At 69.7% G+C, this 21,129-nt stretch carries 22 protein-coding genes; 4 read left to right on the top strand and 18 right to left on the bottom strand.

Annotated features, from left to right (window positions below; all coding sequences use genetic code 11):
• The first annotated feature begins 66 nt into the window (after nt 1–66).
• Nucleotides 67–513: an SPW repeat protein gene (locus DNK56_RS12615; protein WP_199563774.1), complete on the top strand. Its 447-nt coding sequence runs from the start codon at nt 67–69 to the stop codon at nt 511–513.
• A 115-nt stretch (nt 514–628) separates the two neighbouring features.
• Here DNK56_RS12615 and DNK56_RS12610 read toward each other — a convergent pair whose 3' ends face one another.
• Entirely contained in the window at nt 629–3,463 is a 2,835-nt protein-coding gene (locus DNK56_RS12610) for a DEAD/DEAH box helicase (protein ID WP_111333615.1), read from the bottom strand.
• A gap of 315 nt (nt 3,464–3,778) precedes the next feature.
• Between DNK56_RS12610 and DNK56_RS12605 the strand changes: the two genes are divergently transcribed.
• On the top strand, nt 3,779–4,282 hold the full coding sequence (locus DNK56_RS12605; RefSeq protein WP_111333613.1) for a hypothetical protein: 504 nt from the start codon (nt 3,779–3,781) through the stop codon (nt 4,280–4,282).
• 90 nt (nt 4,283–4,372) lie between these two features.
• Here DNK56_RS12605 and tatC read toward each other — a convergent pair whose 3' ends face one another.
• The 10 genes from tatC to DNK56_RS12550 form a co-directional block, all read right to left on the bottom strand.
• Nucleotides 4,373–5,320: a twin-arginine translocase subunit TatC gene (tatC, locus tag DNK56_RS12600; RefSeq protein ID WP_111333611.1), complete on the bottom strand. Its 948-nt coding sequence runs from the start codon at nt 5,318–5,320 to the stop codon at nt 4,373–4,375.
• Between the two features lie 55 nt (nt 5,321–5,375).
• Nucleotides 5,376–5,663 (bottom strand): Sec-independent protein translocase subunit TatA, encoded by a 288-nt coding sequence (gene tatA, locus DNK56_RS12595; protein ID WP_111333609.1) that lies wholly within the window; start codon nt 5,661–5,663, stop codon nt 5,376–5,378.
• 291 nt (nt 5,664–5,954) lie between these two features.
• Complete coding sequence (locus DNK56_RS12590; protein ID WP_446750429.1) at nt 5,955–6,140, bottom strand: hypothetical protein; 186 nt, start codon at nt 6,138–6,140, stop codon at nt 5,955–5,957.
• Between the two features lie 24 nt (nt 6,141–6,164).
• A complete protein-coding gene (locus tag DNK56_RS12585) occupies nt 6,165–6,443 on the bottom strand; it encodes a hypothetical protein (protein WP_111333605.1) in 279 nt (92 codons plus the stop codon).
• An 18-nt stretch (nt 6,444–6,461) separates the two neighbouring features.
• On the bottom strand, nt 6,462–7,418 hold the full coding sequence (locus DNK56_RS12580) for a helix-turn-helix transcriptional regulator (protein WP_111333603.1): 957 nt from the start codon (nt 7,416–7,418) through the stop codon (nt 6,462–6,464).
• A gap of 16 nt (nt 7,419–7,434) precedes the next feature.
• Nucleotides 7,435–8,388 carry a helix-turn-helix transcriptional regulator gene (locus DNK56_RS12575; protein ID WP_111333601.1) on the bottom strand — a complete coding sequence of 318 codons (954 nt, stop codon included), beginning with the start codon at nt 8,386–8,388 and terminating at the stop codon, nt 7,435–7,437.
• A gap of 112 nt (nt 8,389–8,500) precedes the next feature.
• Nucleotides 8,501–8,875, bottom strand: coding sequence for an FKBP-type peptidyl-prolyl cis-trans isomerase (locus tag DNK56_RS12570; protein WP_111333599.1), 375 nt, complete (start codon nt 8,873–8,875; stop codon nt 8,501–8,503).
• Between the two features lie 43 nt (nt 8,876–8,918).
• Nucleotides 8,919–9,875 (bottom strand): FKBP-type peptidyl-prolyl cis-trans isomerase, encoded by a 957-nt coding sequence (locus tag DNK56_RS12565; RefSeq protein ID WP_111333597.1) that lies wholly within the window; start codon nt 9,873–9,875, stop codon nt 8,919–8,921.
• Nucleotides 9,876–10,194: 319 nt separating this feature from the next.
• The gene (pafA, locus tag DNK56_RS12555; RefSeq protein ID WP_111333595.1) at nt 10,195–11,556 is read right to left on the bottom strand and encodes a Pup--protein ligase; all 1,362 of its coding nucleotides are present in this window, start codon (nt 11,554–11,556) and stop codon (nt 10,195–10,197) included.
• A 9-nt stretch (nt 11,557–11,565) separates the two neighbouring features.
• Nucleotides 11,566–12,825: an MFS transporter gene (locus tag DNK56_RS12550; RefSeq protein WP_111333593.1), complete on the bottom strand. Its 1,260-nt coding sequence runs from the start codon at nt 12,823–12,825 to the stop codon at nt 11,566–11,568.
• Between the two features lie 130 nt (nt 12,826–12,955).
• Between DNK56_RS12550 and DNK56_RS12545 the strand changes: the two genes are divergently transcribed.
• On the top strand, nt 12,956–13,984 hold the full coding sequence (locus tag DNK56_RS12545; RefSeq protein ID WP_199563775.1) for a LacI family DNA-binding transcriptional regulator: 1,029 nt from the start codon (nt 12,956–12,958) through the stop codon (nt 13,982–13,984).
• A 64-nt stretch (nt 13,985–14,048) separates the two neighbouring features.
• On the opposite strand, the gene prcA is transcribed toward DNK56_RS12545, so the two are convergent.
• From prcA to arc, 6 genes are all read right to left on the bottom strand, one after another.
• Complete coding sequence (prcA, locus tag DNK56_RS12540; protein WP_111333591.1) at nt 14,049–14,861, bottom strand: proteasome subunit alpha; 813 nt, start codon at nt 14,859–14,861, stop codon at nt 14,049–14,051.
• Nucleotides 14,862–14,923: 62 nt separating this feature from the next.
• Nucleotides 14,924–15,769, bottom strand: a complete 846-nt coding sequence (prcB, locus tag DNK56_RS12535; protein ID WP_111333589.1) for a proteasome subunit beta — start codon at nt 15,767–15,769, stop codon at nt 14,924–14,926.
• A complete protein-coding gene (locus tag DNK56_RS12530; RefSeq protein ID WP_111335733.1) occupies nt 15,721–15,975 on the bottom strand; it encodes an endonuclease domain-containing protein in 255 nt (84 codons plus the stop codon). The genes prcB and DNK56_RS12530 overlap by 49 nt, the downstream gene beginning before the upstream one ends.
• Nucleotides 15,976–16,005: 30 nt before the next feature.
• Nucleotides 16,006–16,224, bottom strand: coding sequence for a ubiquitin-like protein Pup (locus DNK56_RS12525; RefSeq protein ID WP_111333587.1), 219 nt, complete (start codon nt 16,222–16,224; stop codon nt 16,006–16,008).
• A gap of 130 nt (nt 16,225–16,354) precedes the next feature.
• Entirely contained in the window at nt 16,355–17,866 is a 1,512-nt protein-coding gene (dop, locus tag DNK56_RS12520) for a depupylase/deamidase Dop (RefSeq protein WP_111333585.1), read from the bottom strand.
• A 240-nt stretch (nt 17,867–18,106) separates the two neighbouring features.
• Nucleotides 18,107–19,873 carry a proteasome ATPase gene (gene arc, locus DNK56_RS12515; protein WP_111335730.1) on the bottom strand — a complete coding sequence of 589 codons (1,767 nt, stop codon included), beginning with the start codon at nt 19,871–19,873 and terminating at the stop codon, nt 18,107–18,109.
• Between the two features lie 243 nt (nt 19,874–20,116).
• On the opposite strand from arc, the gene DNK56_RS12510 reads away from it, so the two are divergent.
• Nucleotides 20,117–20,428: a ferredoxin gene (locus DNK56_RS12510; RefSeq protein ID WP_111333583.1), complete on the top strand. Its 312-nt coding sequence runs from the start codon at nt 20,117–20,119 to the stop codon at nt 20,426–20,428.
• Nucleotides 20,429–20,479: 51 nt separating this feature from the next.
• On the opposite strand, the gene DNK56_RS12505 is transcribed toward DNK56_RS12510, so the two are convergent.
• Nucleotides 20,480–21,067: a hypothetical protein gene (locus tag DNK56_RS12505; RefSeq protein ID WP_111333581.1), complete on the bottom strand. Its 588-nt coding sequence runs from the start codon at nt 21,065–21,067 to the stop codon at nt 20,480–20,482.
• Nucleotides 21,068–21,129: the final 62 nt, after the last annotated feature.

Genomic DNA, 21,129 nt, shown 5'->3' with positions numbered 1-21,129 from the left:
TCAGTGCGGGCCACTTCCCGCAGACGACGGTGACCGGGTCCGCACGATCCGAAGGGGACGAACCTCATGTCGAACGTCTCACATGTCGGCCATGACATGGCCGGACACCCCGATGTCTCGGAAATGAGCGACCGCTACGCACGCGTGATGGGCGGCCGCGATGTGGCGCTGGTGGACGCGCCGGTCTTCCTGGTCGGTCTGTACTGCGCCGTGTCGCCGTGGGTGCTGCACTTCACGGCCTCGCAGTCCGCGCTGGTGACGCACAACCTGGTCATGGGTATCGCGATCGCCGTGCTCGGACTCGGGTTCACGGCGATGCCGCAGCGCATGTACGGGCTCAGCTGGGCCATCTGCGCCATGGGTGCCTGGATGATCATCTCGCCCTGGGTGGTGGGCAGCAGTCCGGACGTCGGTGTCGTACTGAACAACGTGATCATCGGTGGCCTGGCGGTCCTGCTCGGACTGGTCTGCGCGGGCGCCTCGATGAAGATGAGCCGGGGCGGCCGGAGCTGACCCGGCCCTCCCGGCGAAGGGAGCCGCACACCACGCGACACGCACCGAGCCGGCCGGACGGCGATCCGGCCGGCTTCCGTCCGCGCGGCCGCTCCCCGCTCCCGCGGCCTCAGCCTCAGCCGAGGGAGCTGTACGCGACCACGCCCCGCAGCACCTCGTCCACGGCCTTGCGGGCGTTGCGCGCGACCGAGCTGTTCTCGCGCGGCGCGGCGGCGGCCACCTGACCCAGCACGTCGATGACCTGCTTGCACCACCGCACGAAGTCGCCCGCCGGCATGTCCGCCTCGCGCAGCACCTCGTCCAGCGGACGGCCGGACGCCCACATGTACACCGCCCAGGCGAAGCCGAGATCGGGCTCGCGCTGGCCGACCCCCTCCGCCTGGTTGATCTTGAAGTCCTCCTCCAGGGCGTCGAGCCGCCCCCAGATGCGGACCATCTCGCCCAGCGCCGTCCGGGCGGGCCCCGAGGGCAGCTTCGGTGCCACCGCGTCGTCGGCCTGCCGCGCCTCGTACACCAGCGCGGAGACACAGGCCGCCAGCTCCGCCGGGTTCAGCCCCTCCCAGACACCGGCCCGCAGGCACTCGCTGGCCAGCAGATCCAGCTCGCCGTAGAGCCGGGCGAGACGCCGCCCGTGCTCGGTGACCTCGCTGCCGCGCAGATAGTCCAGCTCGGTGAGCAGGGCGACGATCCGGTCGAAGGTGCGGGCGATCGTGTTGGTGCGCCCCTCGATGCGGCGCTCCAGCTGCCGGGTGTCGCGCTGGAGCCGGTAGTAGCGCTCGGCCCAACGGGCGTGGTCCTCGCGCTCGTCGCAGCCGTGGCACGGATGGGCGCGCAGCTCGGCGCGCAGCCGCGCGATCTCGCGGTCGTCGGCGGCGGGGGCGCGGCCCTTGCGGTGGCGCTCGGGCACGATGTGTCCGGCCTTGGTGCGCAACGCGGAGGCCAGGTCCCGGCGGGACTGCGGCGAGCGCGGGTTGAACGACCTCGGCACCCGCATCCGCTCCACGGCCTCCACCGGCACCGGGAAGTCGATCGCGGCGAGCCGCTTGACCTGCCGCTCGGCCGTCAGCACCAGCGGGCGGGGCCCGTCGTGGTACTCCATGCCGCGGTGCCCGTGCCCGTTGGTGCGCCCGGCGGGAAGCCCGGGGTCGAGGACGAGCGCGAGGCCGGCGAACTTGCCGGTCGGCACATGGATGACGTCGCCGGGCTTGAGCTTCTCCAGGGACGCCGCGGCGGCGGCCCGCCGCTGGGACGCTCCCTGTTTGGCCAGTTCCGTCTCGCGGTCCTTGAGTTCGCGGCGCAGCCGCGCGTACTCCTCGAAGTCGCCGAGGTGGCAGGTCATGCCCTCGCGGTAGCCCTCAAGGCCCTCCTCGTTGCGCTGGACCTGGCGGGAGATGCCGACCACCGAGCGGTCCGCCTGGAACTGCGCGAAGGAGGTTTCGAGCAGCTCCCGCGAGCGGTGCCGCCCGAACTGCTCGACCAGGTTGACGGCCATGTTGTACGAGGGCCGGAAGCTGGAGCGCAGCGGATACGTACGCGTACCGGCGAGCCCTGCCAGGGCGCCGGGGTCCATGCCGCGCTGCCAGAGCACCACGGCGTGGCCCTCGACGTCGATGCCGCGCCGGCCGGCCCGGCCGGTGAGCTGCGTGTACTCGCCGGGGGTGATGTCGGCGTGCTGCTCGCCGTTCCACTTGACGAGCTTCTCCAGGACCACCGAGCGGGCGGGCATGTTGATGCCGAGGGCCAGTGTCTCGGTGGCGAAGACGGCCTTGACCAGGCCCCGGACGAACAGCTCCTCGACGATCTCCTTGAACCGCGGAAGCATGCCGGCGTGGTGGGCGGCGATGCCGCGCTCCAGGCCCTCCAGCCACTCGTAGTAGCCCAGGACGTGCAGGTCCTCGGCGGGGATGGAGGCCGTCCGCTCCTCGACGATCTCGCGGACCAGCCGCCGCTTGTCGTCGTCGTTGAGCCGGAGCCCGGCGTGCAGACACTGCTGTACGGCGGCCTCGCAGGCGGCGCGGCTGAAGATGAACGTGATCGCGGGGAGCAGTCCCTCGGCGTCCAGCCGGTCGATGACCTCGGGGCGCGACGGCGTCCAGATCCGGCTGCGCCGGCGGCGCTCGCGCTCCCGGTCGGCCTCCCTGATCATCTTTCCGCGCCGGCGGTCGCGCGGGTTGTACCCGCGCTGGTTCTCCATCCGGGCCAGGCGGAGCAGGTCGGGGTTGACCTCGCGGCGGCCGACGCCCCGGCCGCCGTGGTCGCTCTCCTCCTCGAAGAGGTCGTACATCCGGCGGCCGGCCAGTACGTGCTGCCAGAGCGGTACGGGGCGCTGCTCGGAGACGATCACCTCGGTGTCGCCGCGCACGGTGTCCAGCCAGTCGCCGAACTCCTCGGCGTTGGACACGGTCGCCGACAGGGAGACCAGGGTGACGGATTCGGGGAGGTGGATGATCACCTCTTCCCAGACGGCGCCCCGGAAGCGGTCGGAGAGGTAGTGCACCTCGTCCATCACCACGTACCCGAGGCCGTTCAGCGCCTGGGAGCCCGCGTACAGCATGTTGCGCAGGACCTCGGTGGTCATCACGACGACCGGGGCGTCCCCGTTGACACTGTTGTCGCCGGTGAGCAGGCCGACGCGGTCGGCGCCGTAGCGCTTGACGAGGTCGGCGAACTTCTGGTTCGACAGGGCCTTGATCGGCGTGGTGTAGAAGCACTTGCGGCCCTGAGTGAGGGCGAGGTGCACGGCGAACTCGCCGACGATCGTCTTGCCGGAACCGGTCGGGGCGGCGACGAGCACGCCCTTTCCGGCCTCCAGCGCCTTGCACGCGTCGATCTGGTACGGGTCGAGATCGAAGTCGTACAGCTCGCGGAAGGGTGCGAGAGCGGTCGCCTGCTCGGCCGCCCGGAGCCGGGAGGCCTGGTATCGCTCGGCTGGTGAGAGGTCCTCTGTCATCTTGCTGTCGAGCCTACCCGCCGCCTGTGACAGTGACGCGATCTTTAATCGCATGGGCATTTAACGGCAAAACCCGACTGGACTCCGCCGGATCGTCACCACACAGGATTGCCTGGAGGTGGATGCCCAACAGTTCACCCATACCACTAAATCAGACAAATCCCCCGCCATCAAGATCACGAAACCGACACGACCGCGCCATCGACCCCAAGAACATCTTGACCCTGCCCCCCCCTCGGCAACAGATGATCACAGCCGGTGCCCTTTCAGGAGCACACCGCAACTTGCGGCATCCCTCAGACCTTTTAGGAACCAATGCGTCGCTCGATAAGCAAGATCGTCACAACCGCCGTCGCAGGCTCAACCCTGGCCGTCGCAGCCGTGCTGACCACTCCCACATCGGCATCCGCGGCAGCCACCTCCAAGTGCAGCGGCACCCAGCACAAGGAGTTCGATACGATCGGCTTCAACCTTGACGTCTACATCAATCTTTGCGTGCACCGCACTTCCGGCAACAATTACTACGCCAAGGCTCACATCGCCTGGAAGGATGGCGGCGGCGGCCTCAGTACAGGCATGGACGACGTCACCGTCAATCTGCGGCTTGAGCGCCATGACGCCGACTACAAGACCGCATCCGGCAGGTACAACGGCATAATGAACTTGTACCAGGACGGCAGCGGCTACGCGTTTTCCACCGGCTCCTACTCCAGCTCCTCCACTGGTGGATGGACCGCCGACGGCAACGTCCACTGGGACATCAACAACGACGGCGCCGGGGGCGGCACCTGGTCTCTGACCGGTTCGCCCGCCATCTGAAGCAATGGAATGACTCGCATCCGTTCCGGGACGGGTGCGAGCCATCCGGCGCGCTTGCATCGCAGCGCACAGCCCTGCCGCAGCCCTTGTTCAGGTGATGTCGTCGTAACCCTTCATGCTGTCCCGTCCCCCACTCGACTGTTCGGGCAACGCGGCCACCGGATCGGCGTCACCGACGTCCTCGGGCGTCAGGTCCACATCCGAGGCCTCGTCGTCCGCGAGGCCTCGATCAGGGTTCCGGAGCCGCCTCCGCTTGTCGTTGAGCAACGAGAACCCTGCGGCCACCAGGTAGAGCACGAACAGCGCACCCGAGAGGATGAGCATCGACAGCGGCTCTCCCCCGGGCGTGGCGAAGGCCGAGAAGACCGTCAGACCGAGGGCCATACCCCGCCACCAGTTGATCATCCGCCGACCGGACATGACGCCGATCATGTTCAGTCCGGCTAGGAACAGCGGCAGTTCGAAGGCCAGGCCAAAGACCACGATCATGCGCGTGATGAGGTCGAGGTAGTCCTCAAGTGTGGGCAGATTCTGCGTCGATTCGTTGGTGAAGCCGAGCAGAACGCTGAAGGTCTGCGGCAGGATCTCGTACGCGACCCACCCTCCAGCCAGAAAGAGCGGTGTGCCGAGCGCCACGAACCAGTAGGCATACCGCTTCTCGTGCTTGTGGAGGCCTGGCGCAACGAAGGCCCAGAGCTGGTACAGCCACACAGGCGCCGAGCCCACCACGGCGGCCATGAGCACCACCTTCATCAGGTTGGTGAAGGGGCCCAGGATGCCGCTCTGCACGAGGCTCGGGCACTTCGAGCCGTCGAAGGCCTTCACCTCATCGCCACCGCAGCCGATGGAGGCCATATAGCTCATGAACGGATCCGTCAGAAAGCCGTAGACCTGCTTGTTGAAGACGGCAGCGACGACTCCGACGGCGACGACCGCCAGAACGGCCCTGAAAAGCCTGTTACGCAACTCACGCAGGTGCTCCGTGAGGGCCATACGGCCTTCCGGATCCTTCTCCTGCTTCCGAGCAGACTTGAGCAACCCTCTGTCCTTATCCGAAGCGAGGTAACCTATGCCACATCAGCGCAAGGGAGACTCAGTTCTGAGTCGCGTTCTTCTGCTGATCGGCCACCGGCCGCGCTCCGGAAGTGTCGCCGGGGGCGGCCTTGATGGTCTTCTGCTCGGCAGTGTCCGAGGACGTGTACTCGGAGGTCGGAGCGTCCGTGGCCTCGCTGTCCTTCTTCATCGCCTTGGCCTCGCTCTTCAGGATGCGGGCCGACTTACCGAGCGAACGTGCCATATCGGGAAGCTTCTTGGCACCGAAGAGCAGCAGAATGACAGCGATGATCAGAACGATCTCAAGAGGCTTCAGGTTGCCGATCATGGGTGGACTTCCTTCTCGGACTGAGACGGCAGGGTGGGGGGGTGAGGAGGCTGCCCACCCAGCACGGACAGGAGTCCCGTCGCGTGCCGACAGCGATCGTATCCCCCGAGAGTAAACCTCAGGCAATGCCCGCACATACTCCCGGTAGCTGACCCGACGCCTCCTTGCCGGGTCACCGCCCAAGCAGCGTACCGGTCCGGCCGGGCAAGTTGGAGGGCGCGACCGGCGATAAACGGGCCTGCTCCGAAGGCGGGGCAGGCATCGCTCGCCACAGCCTCGCCAGCTGCTCCGTCAGAGCATCTCACGACCGGTTCTGGCCATGTTCGCCGCCGCCCGCTCGAGTTCGTCCGACGCGGCGGCGATCCTCCTCGACGTCTCGGCGACCTGGACGCCCAAGTTCCGGACTTCCACGAAGACCCGTACCGCGAGAAGTGCGATCACCACGCCCCCGGCGAATCCGAGTGTGATCGCGAGCATGGGCCAGAACATGCGCAGAGCCTCTCAGGAACCGGTGTGCAGCCGCAGCGTGCGTACGCCGCCGTCGGTGAGGAGTTCCACTATCCGCTCCCCCGCCGGCTTACGGACGCAGGCGGCGCACTCGGGGCAGGTGAAGGAGTAGAACGTGGTGCGGCTGGTGGCGCCGACGACGAGGCGGAACTCCGCCGCCGCCAGTTCGAAGCGGGCCCGGCAGTCGGGGCAGCCGGCCCGGAAGCGCGCCGACTGCGGCACCGCCACGGTGGGTACGGCGGCGCGGCCGGGCAGCGCGGTCAGGTGTCCCATGTCTCCTCAGCCGTCCTCTCAGGCCGCGCCGTCGTAGGCGGCGAGCGCCTCGCGGGCCGCCTGCCGCGCGCTCGCGGCCAGCTCGGGGGGCGAGACGATGCGCCCCTCGCCGCCCAGCCGCAGCGCGAGCCGGCGCAGCGAGGCCGGGTCGGGGGTGCGCAGGGTGATCCGCAGGCCGCCGTCGGCGAGTTCCTCGGCCCGGTCGTGCGGGTAGTACTCGGCGACCCAGCGCCCGCCGGGCCCGACCTCGACCACCACTTCCGGGTCCTCGGCGGCCGGCTGCACCAGGCCCTCGGACAGGTCGCGCAGCTCCAGCTCGGGCGGGGCGGCGGGCTCGTCGAGGAGCCGGATCTGGGCGACCCGGTCGAGGCGGAAGGTACGCCGGTCCTCGGAGGAGCGGCACCACGCCTCCATATAGGTGTGGCCGACGGCGAACAGCCGGATCGGGTCCACCTCGCGCTCGGTGAGCTGGTCGCGGGCGGGCGAGTAGTAGCGCAGCCAGAGCCGGCGCCGTTCGGAGATCGCCCGGTCCACCTCGGCGAAGACGCCGCCCTCGGACTCGAAGGTGACCGAGAGCCGGGAGCTGGCGGCGCCCACCTCGCCGGCGGCGGTCTCCAGCTTGGCGGTGGCCCGCAGCAGGGCCTGCCGGTCGCTCTCGCGGAGTCCGGGCAGGGTGGCCACCGCGCGGGCGGCGACCAGCAGGGCCGTCGCCTCGTCGGCGGCGAGCCGCAGCGGTTCGGCGACGTCGTCCGCGTTGTGCCACCAGATGCGGTCGCCGTCGGTGTCGATGTCCAGCAGGTCGCCGCCCCGGAAGCTGGTGCCGCACATGGGCAGCACGTCCAGGTCGGAGATCAGCTCGTCCTCGGTGATCCCGAAGGCGCGGGCGACGTCCTGGACGTGGGCGCCGGGGCGCTCGCGCAGATACGTCACCAGGGAGAGCATCCGGCGGGTCTGGTCGATGGCGTTCGTGGCCATTGCTTACGGGGTCCCCTCAGTCCTTGGCCACGGCGCGCAGCCGGTCCACCACGTCGGCCCGCAGGTCCTCGGGTCCGGTCACGACGACGTCGGGGCCGAACTCCACGAGCCAGGCGTCCAGGCCGTGTCCGTACGGGATCTCCAACTCCTCCCACCCGTCCCCGAGTTCCCGGACCGACAGGGCGCGGGCGCGCAGCGGGTAGCCGGAGTCGGCGCGCAGCTTGATCAGGGCGGTCCGGGTGGCCGTCTCGCCGGCCCAGCTCTCGACGGTCTCGCGGACGGTGACCACGTCGGGCACCTCGGCGGTGAAGGCGCCCGTGCGGGAGCGGACCCTGCCGGTGATCCGGGAGAGCCGGAAGACGCGTTCGGCGCCGCGCTCGCGGTCCCAGCCGGCGAGGTACCAGTGGCCGCGCCAGCATTCCAGGGTCCACGGCTCGACCTGGCGGGTCTCGGGCTGGGCGGCGTTCGCCTTGCGGTAGTCGAAGGTCACCGGGCGGCGGTCGCGGCAGGCCAGCATCAGGGGTTCGAAGGCGGCCTCGTGGACGGGGATGCGCGGTTCGAGGGCGCTGTGCACCTCGTAGGCGTCCTCCGTCTCGGGCATCCCGGCCGCCCGCAGCTTCTGCAGGGCGCCGCTGGCGGCGCCGGCGAGGCGGGCCTGCTGCCAGACCTTGGCGGCCAGGCCGAGGGCGGCGGCCTCCTCTGCGTCCAGCGTGATGGGGGGCAGCCGGTTGCTGTCGCGGCGGGCGAGGTAGCCGGTCTCGCCGTCCAGGTTCTCCACGGTCTCGATGACCAGGCCCAGCTCGCGCAGGTCGTCCTTGTCCCGCTCGAACATGCGGTTGAAGGCGTCGTCGGAGGCCGCTTCGAGATAGGCCTCGATGGAGCCGCGCAGTTCGCGCTTGCTGAGCGGGCGCCGGGTCCCCAGCAGACACAACGCCAGGTTCATCAGCCGCTCGGCCTTGGCAATCGCCATCGACGCCCTTTCCCTTGTGCTCTACGACGCTCGACCGTACCGCCCCGGCGTGTCCGGACAAAAGCGAGGGCCCGCACCTCACGGCACGGGCCCTCGCACACTCGGGTGCGGATCAGACGGCGACCAGGTCGCAGACGAAGATCAGCGTCTCGCCCGGGGCGATGCGGCCGCCGCCGGCGCCGCGCTCGCCGTAGGCGAGGTGCGAGGGGATGATCAGCTGGCGCCGGCCGCCGACCTTCATGCCCTGCACGCCCTTGTCCCAGCCCTGGATGACCTGGCCGGCACCGAGTTCGAACTGCAGCGGGGTGCCGCGGTTCCAGGAGGCGTCGAACTCCTCACCCGTGGAGAAGGCGACCCCCACGTAGTGGACGGAGACGACCTGGCCGGCCTTGGCCTCGGCGCCGTCGCCCACCCAGAGGTCCTTGATCTCCAGGTCGGCCGGCGGCTCGCCACCCGGAAAGTCGATCTCGGGCTTGTCGATGCTCACTGACTTGCTCCTCTTACTGATGAACTGGGCAACCGGGACAGTCTTACATCTTCGCCAGGATGTCCACGGCGAAGACCAGCGTGGAGTTGGCGGGGATGGACTGCTGCTCCTTGTCGCCCAGGCCCTGGTCCGGCGGCACGACCAGCAGGACGCGGCTGCCGATCTTCTTGCCGATCAGGCCGTCCTTGAGCCCCTTGAGGGTGACCTGGGCCAGCGGGAAGGTGGCCGTCTTGCCCGTGGCGTAGGTGTTGTCGAACTCCTCGCCGCTCTTCCAGACCTTGGCCACGTAGTTCACGACGACCGAGTCGCTCTCCTTGACCACGTCGCCCTTGGACTCCAGGACGTAGTCGGAGACCAGCTTCTTCGGCGGGTCCACCTTGCTGGGGTTGGTCACGGTCGGCGCCTTGCCGTCGGTGTTGGTGCCCACCTTCGGCAGATCGGTGTTGTCCTGGGCGACGGCGGTGCCCTTCGCGGACGCCGGGATCTGCTTCGCCTTGAGGACGTCCACGACGAAGACGAGGGTGGCGTTCGGCTTGATGTCGCCCTGGCCCTGGGCGCCGTAACCGAGGTCCGGCGGGATGACGAGCTGGACCCTGCTGCCGACCTTCTGGCCGACCAGGCCCTTGTCCCAGCCCTGGATGACCATGCCGGCGCCGAGGGTCAGGTCGAACGGCTGCTTGCGGTCGAAGCTGTTGTCGAACGGCTCGGTGGAGTCGAACGCCTGCCCGAGGTAGTTCACCTGGGTGACATCGCCGTTCTTGAGCTTCGCGCCGTCACCCTCGCTGATGACCTTGACCTTCAGCTCCTTGGGCGGCGTACCCGTGCCCTTGGCCAGGGTGGGCTTCTCGCCGAACTTCGCACCCGCGGTGATGGCGGGGAAACCCCCCTTGCTGGGGACGGACGCGGCGGTGGAAGCGGAGTCGGAGCCCTTGTCGTCACTGCCGCACGCCGCTGACAGCAGCAGCAGGGGGACGACGAGAAGGCCGGCAAGTCGGCGCACTGGTTCCTCAGATCTCAGACGGCATATGTGGGGGACACGGCCGGGCAGCTCCCGGACCCCCGATACTCTAGGGGGTCGCTTGCCGGTCAGGGGCGGAAAGGCCGCGGCGTCTGGTGTGGTGCATCGCAAGGCGCCGGAGCGTCCTCATCGCGGAGCGATCAGGGCGGTTCGGCAACGCCGCGAGGTGCCGTGCCAGACGCCGCGGACCCGCCCCTGACCGGCAAGCGACCCCCTGGGCCGTTCCAGGCGTGCGAAGGGCCCCGTACTACGAACGTACGGGGCCCGGTCGCGCCGGGGGCCGGGGGTGTCCCGGGCCGGCTCACATACCCGCGATCAGCTTCTCCACGCGGTCGTCGACCGAACGGAACGGGTCCTTGCAGAGCACCGTCCGCTGCGCCTGGTCGTTGAGCTTGAGGTGGACCCAGTCGACGGTGAAGTCCCGCCGCTGCTCCTGGGCCCGCCGGATGAAGTCGCCGCGCAGCCGTGCCCTGGTGGTCTGCGGGGGCACCGACTTGCCCTCGAAGATCTTCAGGTCGTCGCAGACGCGGGCGGCCTTCCCCTTGCGCTCCAGCAGGTAGTACAGCCCCCGCCGGCGGTGGATGTCGTGGTAGGCGAGGTCTATCTGGGCGACCCGCGGATTCGACATGGTCATGTTGTGCTTGGCCCGGTACCGCTCGATGAGCTTGTACTTCATGACCCAGTCGATCTCGGTCTCGATCCGGTCGAGCTCCTCCGCCTCGATCGCGTCGAGCGTACGGCCCCAGAGTTCGAGGACGCGCTCGACGTTGCCGGTGCGGATGCCCCGGCGCTCGACGAAGTCCACGGCCTTCTCGTAGTACTCGCGCTGCACCTCTATGGCCGACGCCTCGCGGCCGCTGGCGAGACGGACCTTGCGCTGCCCGGTGGTGTCGTGGCTGACCTCGCGGATGGCCCGGATCGGGTTCTCCAGGGTCAGGTCGCGCATCACCGTGCCCGCCTCGATCATGCGGAGCACCAGGTCCGTCGCGCCGACCTTGAGCAGCATGGTCGTCTCGGACATGTTGGAGTCCCCGACGATGACGTGGAGGCGGCGGTAGCGCTCCGCGTCCGCGTGCGGCTCGTCGCGGGTGTTGATGATCGGCCGGGAACGCGTCGTCGCGGAGCTGACGCCCTCCCAGATGTGCTCGGCACGCTGGCTGACGCAGTACACCGCGCCCCGGGGGGTCTGCAGCACCTTGCCGGCCCCGCAGATCAGCTGCCTGGTGACGAGGAAGGGAATGAGGATGTCCGCGAGGCGGGAGAATTCTCCGTGCCGGGCCACGAGGTAGTTCTCATGGCATCCGTAGGAGTTTCCCGCCGAGTCGGTGTTGTTCTTGAAGAGGTAGACGTCGCCGGCGATTCCCTCCTCGTGCAGGCGGCGTTCGGCGTCGACGAGCAGGCCCTCGAGAATACGCTCGCCGGCCTTGTCGTGGGTGACCAGTTCGGTCAGGTTGTCGCATTCGGGGGTTGCATATTCCGGATGCGATCCCACGTCGAGGTAGAGGCGGGCGCCGTTCCGCAGAAAGACATTGCTGCTGCGGCCCCATGACACAACACGGCGGAAGAGGTAGCGCGCCACTTCATCAGGGGACAGTCGGCGCTGTCCCCTGAACGTGCACGTGACGCCGTACTCGTTCTCCAGCCCGAAAATGCGGCGGTCCATGACTGAACATTACGCCTGATGGCCCGAGCTGAAACCGGGTTCGACGGCACCGTTTCGATCATTTTCCGATCCTCGCACCGCGACAGCCGTACGGGCGGGAGCCGTGAGCACCCTTCCGGTGGCCAGCAGAACGAGCAGTGCGGCCACTCCACCGGCCCCCGCCACCGCGAAGCTCCACGCCGTCCCGCCCAGCTCCACGGCCGGACCGGCCACCGCCGTCCCGGCCGCCGCGCCGACCCCGAAGGTGGTCACCAGCCAGGAGAACGCCTCGGTCACCGTCCCGCGCGGCGCGTGCCGGTCCACCACGATGAACGAGCAGGCGACGGCCGGGGCGAGGAACACCCCGGAGACGGCCGCCAGCACGGTCATCGCCACCGGGCCCGGCGTCAGCGTCAGCGGCAGATAGCCCAGCGCGAGCAGCCCCACGATCACCCGCAGCCGGCGCTCCGGCTCCCCCGCCCACCGCCGCGCCCCGTACACCGCCCCGCCGACCAGGGCGCCGAGCCCCAGCGCGGCCATCAGCCAGCCGTAGACGGACTCCCGGCCGTGGTCGTCGGCGTACGCCATGGCGGCCACGGTGATGGAGCCCAGCGCGAGGCCCACGAAGAAGAACGAGCCCAGCAGCGCGAGCAGCGCGGGCGAGCGCAGCGCGCCCAGCCAATGCGCCTCGCGCGGGGCGGAGCGCCAGGTGCGCGAGGGCTCCGAGAGCACGACCGACAGGGCGCCGAGCACACCGATCGCGTTGATGACGAGCAGGGCGGCGGCGGGCGACCACAGCGAGACGAGCAGGGTCACCAGGAGCGGCCCGGCCGTGAACATGACCTCCTGCGCCACCGCGTCCATGGCGTACGCCCGGTGCACCCGGTCCTCGCCGCCCAGCACGCTCGGCCACAGCGCCCGCAGCCCGCCCTCCAGCGGCGGCGTGAACAGTCCGGCCACGGCCACCGCCGCGTAGGCGAGCGGGAGAGAGCCGCAGCCGGCCACGGCGAGCACGGCCATGCCGAGCCCGGAGACGACGGCGGCGGGCAGCTGGACGCGCGGCTGCCCGTACAGGTCCACCGCGCGCCCCAGGAGCGGCTGCCCCACCGCCGTGGCCAGGCCGTACACCGCGGCGAGCGCGCCGGCCAGCGTGTAGCTGCCGCCCTCGGCCCGCACGAACAGCACGATCGCGATGTTCGCGGTGCCGTTCGGCAGCCGGCCCACCAGGGTGCCGGTGAGCAGCCGGGCGGCGTGCCGCGCCCGGAGGATGTCCAGATATCCCGCGGCCATGTCCCGCCCCTCTCCCCCGGGCACCTGTGCGGGCTGCGAGGTTTTACGTATAACTACCGGGTTCATACGTACCATGAGCGCGTCCCCAGGTCCACCGCACGGGCCTGTACCGACCGGCCCGGAGGCCCGCGTGACCAGCCCAGCACCGCCCGGCCCGGCCCGCCCCACCAGCCGTGACGTGGCGCGGGCCGCCGGTGTCTCCCAGGCCACGGTCTCGCTGGTGCTCGGCGAGAAATGGCGGGGCCGGGTCTCCGAGACCACCGCGGGCCGGGTGCGCGACGCCGCCCGCGACCTCGGCTACCGGCCCAACCTCGCCGCCCGCAATCTCCGCCTGGGCCGCACCAGGACCGCCCTGCTGGTCGTCCCGGCCCTCACCAACGAGTTCTTCGCCCGGGTGTACACCGGGGCCGCCGCGGTCGCCGCCGAGCACGGCTTCGGCGTCGTCCTCTACCCCTCCCCCGACGGCACCGGCCCGGCCCGCGACCCGTTCCCCTCCGCCCGTGCCGCGCTGGACGGGGTCATCGCCTCGTCCATGGCGGCCGACGCGCTCGACGCCCTGCACGGCGCGGACGTGCCGCTGGTGATGCTGGACAGCGACCCCTCGGCGCCGGGCCCCGCCGCCCGCGTCAACCTCGACATCGGCGACGGGATGCGCCAGGTGGCCCGCCATCTGCTCGCCCTGGGCCACCGGCGCTTCCTGCACCTGGCCTCGGCCGTGGACACCTGGACCTTCGGCTGCCGCGCGGAGGCCCTGCACGCGGAGCTGCGCACGGTCCCCGGCGTCGAGGTGCGCACGGTGACCTCGGCACTGGACGTGCGGGCAGGGCGGGAGGCGACGGAGCGCGCGCTGGGGCTGCCGGGGCCCCGGCCGACCGCGATCGTCTGCGACGACGACATCCTGGCGGCGGGGGCGTGCAAGGCGGCCCGCCGGTTCGGGTTGCGGGTGCCCGGCGATCTGTCGGTGACCGGCTTCGACGATCTGGCCCTGGCGACCGCGGTGGAGCCGGAGCTGACCACCGTACGGCTGCCCGCCGAGCAGGTCGGTGAGCGCGGGATGGCCGCGCTGCTCGCGGTGCTGGACGGGCGGGCGGCCGAACCGGGCAGCCTGCCGGTGCGGCTGGTCGCGCGCGGCTCGACGGCGCCCGCGCCGCCGGTGTGACGGAGCCCCGGTCCGCCTGGGGCGGGCCGGGGCTCGGGTGGGCCGGAAAGGGCCGCGCGATGCGCTACTCCACGTCCCCGCCGGATTCGGTGGTGTCCTTGGTGGCCGCGGGGGCGTCCGGGGCGGCGTCGCCGTCCTCGGTGTCGGACGGGGCGTCGGTGGGCGTGGAGGCGGCGGCCTCCGCCTCCAGGAGCCGGGCCAGCTGCCGGCCGACGATTCGCTTGAACTTGCGCTGCTGCGGCCGGGTGCGGTCCAGGACGGCCACTTCGAGCCGGTCCGCGGGAATCTCCCGCTCGCTGCCGTTGGGGTCGCGGGAGAGGGCCTGCACCGCCAGTCTCAGTGCCTCGGCGAGGGACATCCCGTCGCGGTGGCGCTGGTCGAGGAAGGTGGAGATCTGCTCCGCGTTGCCGCCGACCGCGACCGAACCGTGTTCGTCCACGATCGAGCCGTCGTGCGGCAACCGGTAGATCTGGTCGCCCTCGGGCTCGCTGCCGACCTCGGCGACCACGAGTTCCACCTCGTACGGCTTCTCGGCCGCGCTGGAGAAAATCGTGCCGAGGGTCTGCGCGTAGACGTTCGCCAGTCCGCGAGCCGTCACATCGTCGCGGTCATAGGTGTATCCGCGCAGATCCGCGTAGCGCACTCCGCCGATGCGGAGGTTTTCGTACTCGTTGTACTTACCGGCGGCGGCGAAACCGATCCGGTCGTAGATCTCGCTGAACTTGTGCAGCGCACGGGACGGGTTCTCGCCGACGAACACAATTCCGTCGGCGTACTGCAGCACTACCAGGCTGCGACCACGGGCGATGCCCTTCCGGGCGTATTCCGCCCGGTCGGCCATGGCCTGCTGAGGTGAGACATAGAACGGCGTCGACACCGGCTATCCGTCCCTTTCTGTCAGTGGCGGGAGCATCGGAGAAGCGGGAAGGGAACGCGTGCTCAGAGCAGCGCGGCGCGCGGGCCGTCGGGCTGTTCCAGGCGGCGTTCCAGAATCGCGCGGGCGACCTCGGCGGATTCCGCGTCGGTCAGCCTCCGGAAGCCCTCGTCCGTGATGACGGTGACGATGGGGTAGATACGGCGGCCCACGTCCGGGCCGCCCGTCGCGGAGTCTTCGTCGGCCGCGTCGTACAGGGCCTGCACGACCAGCGTGAGCGTCTCCCGCTCCGTCAGGTCCTCGCGGTAGAGCTTCTTCATGGAGCCGCGGGCGAAGAGGGAGCCGGAGCCGGTGGAGGCGTAGCCGTGCTCCTCGGAGCGGCCGCCGGTGACGTCGTAGCTGAAGATGCGTCCGCGCTCGCGGTCCATGTCGTAGCCGGCGAAGAGCGGGACGACGGCGAGACCCTGCATGGCCATCGCCAGATTGCTCCGGATCATCGTGGAGAGCCGGTTCGCCTTGCCCTCGAAGGAGAGCTGGGCGCCCTCCACCTTCTCGAAGTGCTCCAGCTCCAGCTGGAAGAGCTTGACCATCTCCACGGCGAGACCCGCCGTACCGGCGATGCCCACCGCCGAGTACTCGTCGGCCGGGAAGACCTTCTCGATGTCGCGCTGCGCGATCATGTTCCCCATGGTCGCCCGCCGGTCACCGGCGAGGACCACACCGCCGGGGAAGGCCGCCGCCACGATCGTCGTGCCGTGCGGCGCCTCGATGGCCCCCTTCAACGGCGGCGCCTGCCGGTTGCCCGGAAGCATCTCGGGCGCCTGGTCGGACAGGAAGTCCATGAAGGAGGACGATCCCGGCGTCAGGAAGGCAGCTGGTAGACGCCCGGTGCTACGAGTGTTGGCTTCCACGCGTTTCCCTCCAGGTATGCGATGGCCCTGCGCAAGGTGTCAGGATCATCCCCAACTTGCCGATGGCCGGATTGCAGTTGAAGCAGTACGCCCCGGACCCTACCCGCCCGGTGGCGGTGATCCACATCCGTGGCGGGGGCAATCGGAGGGCCGGAGCGCTCCGGTCGCCCGCGGTGTGCGGTACGGGCGGTCCGCCCGTACCGCACACCCGTCGCGGGCCTCCGGCGCGGGGCCGGTTACTGGCCGCCCTTCTGTACGAACGAGCGTACGAAGTCCTCTGCGTTGGCCTCCAGGACATCGTCGATCTCGTCCAGGACGTCGTCCACGTCCTCGCTCAGCTTCTCCTGGCGTTCCTTGAGGTCCTCGGAGACCTGCGCGTCCTGCGCCTGCTCCTCGACCTCCTCGGTGGAACGCGTCGCCTTCTGCTGTCCGCCGCCGGTGTCCTTGGTCGCCATCTAGCTCACCCCGCTCGGTTCGAAGCACTTGATCAGACCCTACCCACGGGGTCCGACATTGGCCCGGTACTTGTCTCAACGTCCGGAGGTCATCGGAATGATTCCCAGCCGGGAGCCCTTTCAGGCGCCGTCAGCCGCCCGAGAGCACCTGGACCAGTTCCTGCGCGGTGCGGCAGCGGTCCAGCAGGGACTTCACATGCTCCCGGGTGCCCCGCAGCGGCTCCATCGTGGGCACCCGCTGCAACGAGTCCTGGCCCGGCAGATCGAAGATCACCGAGTCCCAGGAGGCGGCCGCGACGTCGTCGGCGTACTTTTCGAGGCAGCGGCCACGGAAGTACGCCCTGGTGTCGTCCGGCGGCGCCGTACGGGCCCGCTCGACCTCGCGCTCGTCGAGGAGACGTTTCATCCGGCCCCGGGCCACCAGACGGTTGTACAGCCCCTTCTCCTGCCGTACGTCCGCGTACTGCAGGTCCACCAGGTGCAGCCGGGCCGCGTCCCAGTCCAGGCCGTCCCGGCGCCGGTAGCCGTCCATGAGCTGCCGCTTCGCCACCCAGTCCAGCTCGCCGGCCAGGCTCATCGGGTCGTTCTCCAGTCGGTTGAGGGTGTCCTCCCACCGGCTGAGGACGTCCTTGGTCTGTTCGTCGGCGTCCGCGCCGTACCGTTCCTCGACGTATTTGCGGCCCAGCTCGAAGTACTCCATCTGGAGCTGCACCGCGGTCAGTGTCCGGCCGCTGCGCAGCGTGATCAGCTGTCGCAGTCCGGGGTCGTGGGAGACCTGGTGCAGCGTGCGCACCGGCTGGTCCACGGCGAGATCGACGTTGATGAAGCCGTCCTCGATCATGGACAGGACCAGCGAGGTGGTGCCCAGCTTGAGGTAGGTGGAGATCTCCGAGAGGTTGGCGTCGCCGATGATCACATGGAGCCGGCGGTACTTCTCCGCGTCGGAGTGCGGCTCGTCGCGGGTGTTGATGATGGGGCGCTTGAGCGTGGTCTCCAGGCCGACCTCGACCTCGAAGTAGTCGGCGCGCTGGCTGATCTGGAAGCCGTGTTCCTGGCCGTCCTGGCCGATGCCGACCCGTCCGGCGCCGGTGACCACCTGGCGCGAGACGAAGAACGGCGTCAGATGGCGCACGATGTCCGAGAAGGGGGTCTCCCGCTTCATCAGATAGTTCTCGTGCGTCCCGTAGGAGGCGCCCTTGTTGTCGGTGTTGTTCTTGTAGAGGTGGATCGGCTGGGCGCCCGGAAGCTGCGCCGCGCGCTCGGCCGCCTCGGCCATGATGCGCTCGCCGGCCTTGTCCCACAGGACGGCGTCCCTGGGGTTGGTGATCTCCGGGGAGCTGTACTCGGGGTGCGCGTGGTCGACGTAGAGCCGGGCCCCGTTGGTGAGGATCACATTGGCCAGGCCGATGTCCTCGTCCGTGAGCTGGCTGGAGTCGGCGGTCTCGCGGGCGAGGTCGAAGCCCCGCGCGTCCCGCAGCGGGTTCTCCTCCTCGAAGTCCCAGCGGGCGCGGCGCGCCCGGTGCATCGCCGCCGCGTAGGCGTTGACGATCTGGGACGAGGTGAGCATGGCATTGGCGCTGGGGTGCCCCGGAACGGAGATCCCGTACTCCGTCTCGATGCCCATTACTCGCCGTACGGTCATCCGGCCCTCCTTGCCCGGCGGCGCTCCCTTCCGGGGGCGGCGCTCAAGTACCGCTGCTTGTTCGGTGGGTGCGCGGCCCGCCCCTCCCGCGCTGCGTGGACGGGCGGTACGCCAGAGCCTAGAACGCGTCCGTGCCGGTGGGGAGATCAATTGCGTCGTCATTGCCGCGGTGTCGCCGCGGCTGTCCGGAAAGCAACCGGCTGCGGATGCCCGGCCGGGCATCCGCAGCCGGTGCGCCTTCTACAGGTACTGCCCGGTGTTGGCCACCGTGTCGATGGAACGGCCGGTGTCCGCGCCCTGCTTTCCGGTGACGAGCGTGCGGATGTAGACGATCCGCTCGCCCTTCTTGCCGGAGATACGGGCCCAGTCGTCCGGGTTGGTGGTGTTCGGCAGGTCCTCGTTCTCCTTGAACTCGTCCACGCACGCCTGGAGGAGGTGGGAGACGCGCAGGCCCTTCTGGCCGTGGTCGAGGAATGCCTTGATGGCCATCTTCTTGGCCCGGTCGACGATGTTCTGGATCATCGCGCCGGAGTTGAAGTCCTTGAAGTACAGGACTTCCTTGTCGCCGTTGGCGTACGTGACCTCGAGGAAGCGGTTCTCCTCGGACTCGGTGTACATCCGCTCCACGACGGACTGGATCATGGCGTGCGCCGCGGCTTCCTTCGAGCCGGTGTGCTCGGCCAGATCGTCCGCGTGCAGCGGCAGCGAGGCGGTGAGGTACTTGGCGAAGATGTCCTTCGCGGCCTCCGCGTCCGGGCGCTCGATCTTGATCTTCACATCGAGCCGGCCGGGGCGCAGGATCGCGGGGTCGATCATGTCCTCGCGGTTGGAGGCGCCGATGACGATGACGTTCTCCAGGCCCTCCACGCCGTCGATCTCGGCGAGCAGCTGCGGGACGATGGTGTTCTCCACGTCCGAGCTGACGCCCGACCCGCGGGTGCGGAAGAGGGACTCCATCTCGTCGAAGAAGACGATGACGGGGGTGCCCTCACTGGCCTTCTCACGGGCCCGCTGGAAGACCAGGCGGATGTGGCGCTCGGTCTCGCCGACGTACTTGTTGAGGAGCTCGGGGCCCTTGATGTTGAGGAAGTAGCTCTTTCCGGCGGGCTGGCCGGTGACTTCGGCGACCTTCTTCGCCAGGGAGTTGGCGACGGCCTTGGCGATGAGCGTCTTGCCGCAGCCGGGCGGGCCGTAGAGCAGGATGCCCTTGGGCGGGCGCAGCTCGTGCTCCCGGAAGAGGTCGGGGTGGAGATAGGGCAGCTCGACCGCGTCGCGGATCAGCTCGATCTGGTCGCCCAGGCCGCCGATCTTGTCGTAGTCGATGTCCGGGACCTCTTCGAGGACGAGTTCCTCGACCTCGCTCTTGGGCACGACCTCGTAGACGTAGCCGGAGCGGGGTTCGAGCAGCAGGGCGTCGCCGGGGCGGATGGTGGTGTCCAGCAGCGGCTCGGCGAGCCTGACCACCCGTTCCTCGTCGGTGTGCCCGATGACCAGGGCGCGCTCGCCGTCCTCGAGGATCTCCTTGAGGGTGACGATGTCCCCGGCGCGCTCGAACTGCATGGCCTCGACCACGTTGAGCGCTTCGTTGAGCATGACCTCCTGGCCGCGCCGGAGGTCATCGAGTTCGACGCTGGGGCTGACGTTCACCCGGAGCTTGCGGCCCCCGGTGAAGATGTCGCAGGTGCCGTCCTCGTTGGCCTGCAGGAACACCCCGAAACCGGCCGGCGGCTGTGCGAGCCGGTCGACCTCTTCCTTGAGGGCCACGATCTGGTCGCGGGCCTCGCGGAGCGTGCCGGCGAGCCGTTCGTTCTGGGCGGACACGCCTGCGAGGTTGGTCTGCAACTCGACGATCCGCTCTTCGAGAATCCTCGTATGCCGCGGAGAGTCGGCGAGCTTGCGTCGCAGGACGGCGATTTCCTGCTCGAGAAAGGCAACCTGGCCGGCTGGGTCTTCGGACCCCCGCACGGGCCGGATGCCGCGGTTGATGTCGTCGTCGTGGGCTGCCACGGTCCTCACCTCCTCCAAGGGGAGCTGGACGCTTCCTGACCCTACCTGCGTGGGTGGTGATTGAAACCCCTAGATCACAAAGACTGCGGGGTGTGTCCGATCTTCACCCTTGCGCTCTCCCCCGTTCCAGGGGGGATACCCACGGTTCAACGCGGGAATGCGGCCGGTTGTATCGTCGAAGCGTTCAACACCCGTCAGGGCTGGCTCCTTCCCGGTCCGGATACGCAGGAAACGGCAGGCGACATGACCGTGCGGCAGGACGCTCCCACCGATGGCGAGGCGCAGGACCTGGAGGTCTGGATCGACCAGGATCTCTGCACAGGCGACGGGATCTGTGTGCAGTACGCGCCCGAGGTGTTCGAGCTGGACATCGACGGTCTGGCGTATGTGAAGAGCGCCGAGGACGAGCTGCTCCAGGACAAGGGGGCGACCACACCGGTGCCGCTGCCGCTGCTCCGGGACGTGGTGGACTCGGCGAAGGAGTGCCCGGGCGACTGCATCCATGTGCGACGCGTTGCGGACAGGGTCGAGGTGTACGGGCCGGAGGCGGCCTGATCCACCTGCGGCGGACGGACGCGGGGTGCCCTGCGCCCGGCGCCCCGGGGGTCAGATGCCGGTGTCGATGGGCTCGGCGGTCTGGCTGTTGCGGACGAAGGCGCCGTTCTGCCACTGCCAGGTGACCTTCTCCTGCTGGTCGGGGCAGCACGAGGGCACCGATGACGAGGAGTAGCCGAGGAGCGTGGCGGAGATGACGCCGTCGCGCACGGCGAAGTCGCCGACGCTGAACTGCTGGGCGGGTTCCACCAGGGTCGCCACGACCCTGGGAGCGGACCCGCTCCGCTGTGTCAGGACGTAGACGCCGCTGGGCGGGGTGCCCGATCCGGCCGCGCAGTGGACCACGGCGACGGTTTCGGGCCGGTCGTCGCCGTCGAGGTCGCCGGGTGCCTGCTTGGCGACGGTGTGGCCGACGGTGCCGCAGTCAAGCGGGAAGTCCGCCTCGGCCGGGTCGGGGGCCGCGGCCCGCTCCGTCTGCCGCTGCTGGGCGGGAGTGCTCCGGGTGGACGTGGAGGCGCTGGCGTCGGGCTGGAACAGGCCGGCCAGCGCGACGACGGCCGCCATGGCGGTCGCGGTGGCGAGCCAGTGCATGGGCTTGCTGTCGTTGTGCGCGAGGTCCGGGAGTGCGGAGGTCTGCACGCGGGCTGTCTCCTGTTGTTCCTGTGGGGCGGCCGTCTGCGGCGGCGGTACGGGGGTGGCCA

This window comes from Streptomyces sp. AC1-42W (assembly GCF_003248355.1).
Taxonomy (GTDB): domain Bacteria; phylum Actinomycetota; class Actinomycetes; order Streptomycetales; family Streptomycetaceae; genus Streptomyces.
This window is presented reverse-complemented; position numbering and strand designations above follow the sequence as displayed.

Bases quoted from the DNA above. Each gene is read 5' to 3' on its own strand.
- DNK56_RS12615 (WP_199563774.1), top strand. From the start codon at position 67: ATGTCGAACGTCTCACATGTCGGCCATGACATGGCCGGACACCCCGAT.
- DNK56_RS12610 (WP_111333615.1), bottom strand. From the start codon at position 3,463: ATGACAGAGGACCTCTCACCAGCCGAGCGATACCAGGCCTCCCGGCTC.
- DNK56_RS12605 (WP_111333613.1), top strand. From the start codon at position 3,779: ATGCGTCGCTCGATAAGCAAGATCGTCACAACCGCCGTCGCAGGCTCA.
- tatA (WP_111333609.1), bottom strand. From the start codon at position 5,663: ATGATCGGCAACCTGAAGCCTCTTGAGATCGTTCTGATCATCGCTGTC.
- DNK56_RS12590 (WP_446750429.1), bottom strand. From the start codon at position 6,140: ATGCTCGCGATCACACTCGGATTCGCCGGGGGCGTGGTGATCGCACTT.
- DNK56_RS12585 (WP_111333605.1), bottom strand. From the start codon at position 6,443: ATGGGACACCTGACCGCGCTGCCCGGCCGCGCCGCCGTACCCACCGTG.
- DNK56_RS12580 (WP_111333603.1), bottom strand. From the start codon at position 7,418: ATGGCCACGAACGCCATCGACCAGACCCGCCGGATGCTCTCCCTGGTG.
- DNK56_RS12575 (WP_111333601.1), bottom strand. From the start codon at position 8,388: ATGGCGATTGCCAAGGCCGAGCGGCTGATGAACCTGGCGTTGTGTCTG.
- pafA (WP_111333595.1), bottom strand. From the start codon at position 11,556: ATGGACCGCCGCATTTTCGGGCTGGAGAACGAGTACGGCGTCACGTGC.
- DNK56_RS12550 (WP_111333593.1), bottom strand. From the start codon at position 12,825: ATGGCCGCGGGATATCTGGACATCCTCCGGGCGCGGCACGCCGCCCGG.
- DNK56_RS12525 (WP_111333587.1), bottom strand. From the start codon at position 16,224: ATGGCGACCAAGGACACCGGCGGCGGACAGCAGAAGGCGACGCGTTCC.
- dop (WP_111333585.1), bottom strand. From the start codon at position 17,866: ATGACCGTACGGCGAGTAATGGGCATCGAGACGGAGTACGGGATCTCC.
- DNK56_RS12510 (WP_111333583.1), top strand. From the start codon at position 20,117: ATGACCGTGCGGCAGGACGCTCCCACCGATGGCGAGGCGCAGGACCTG.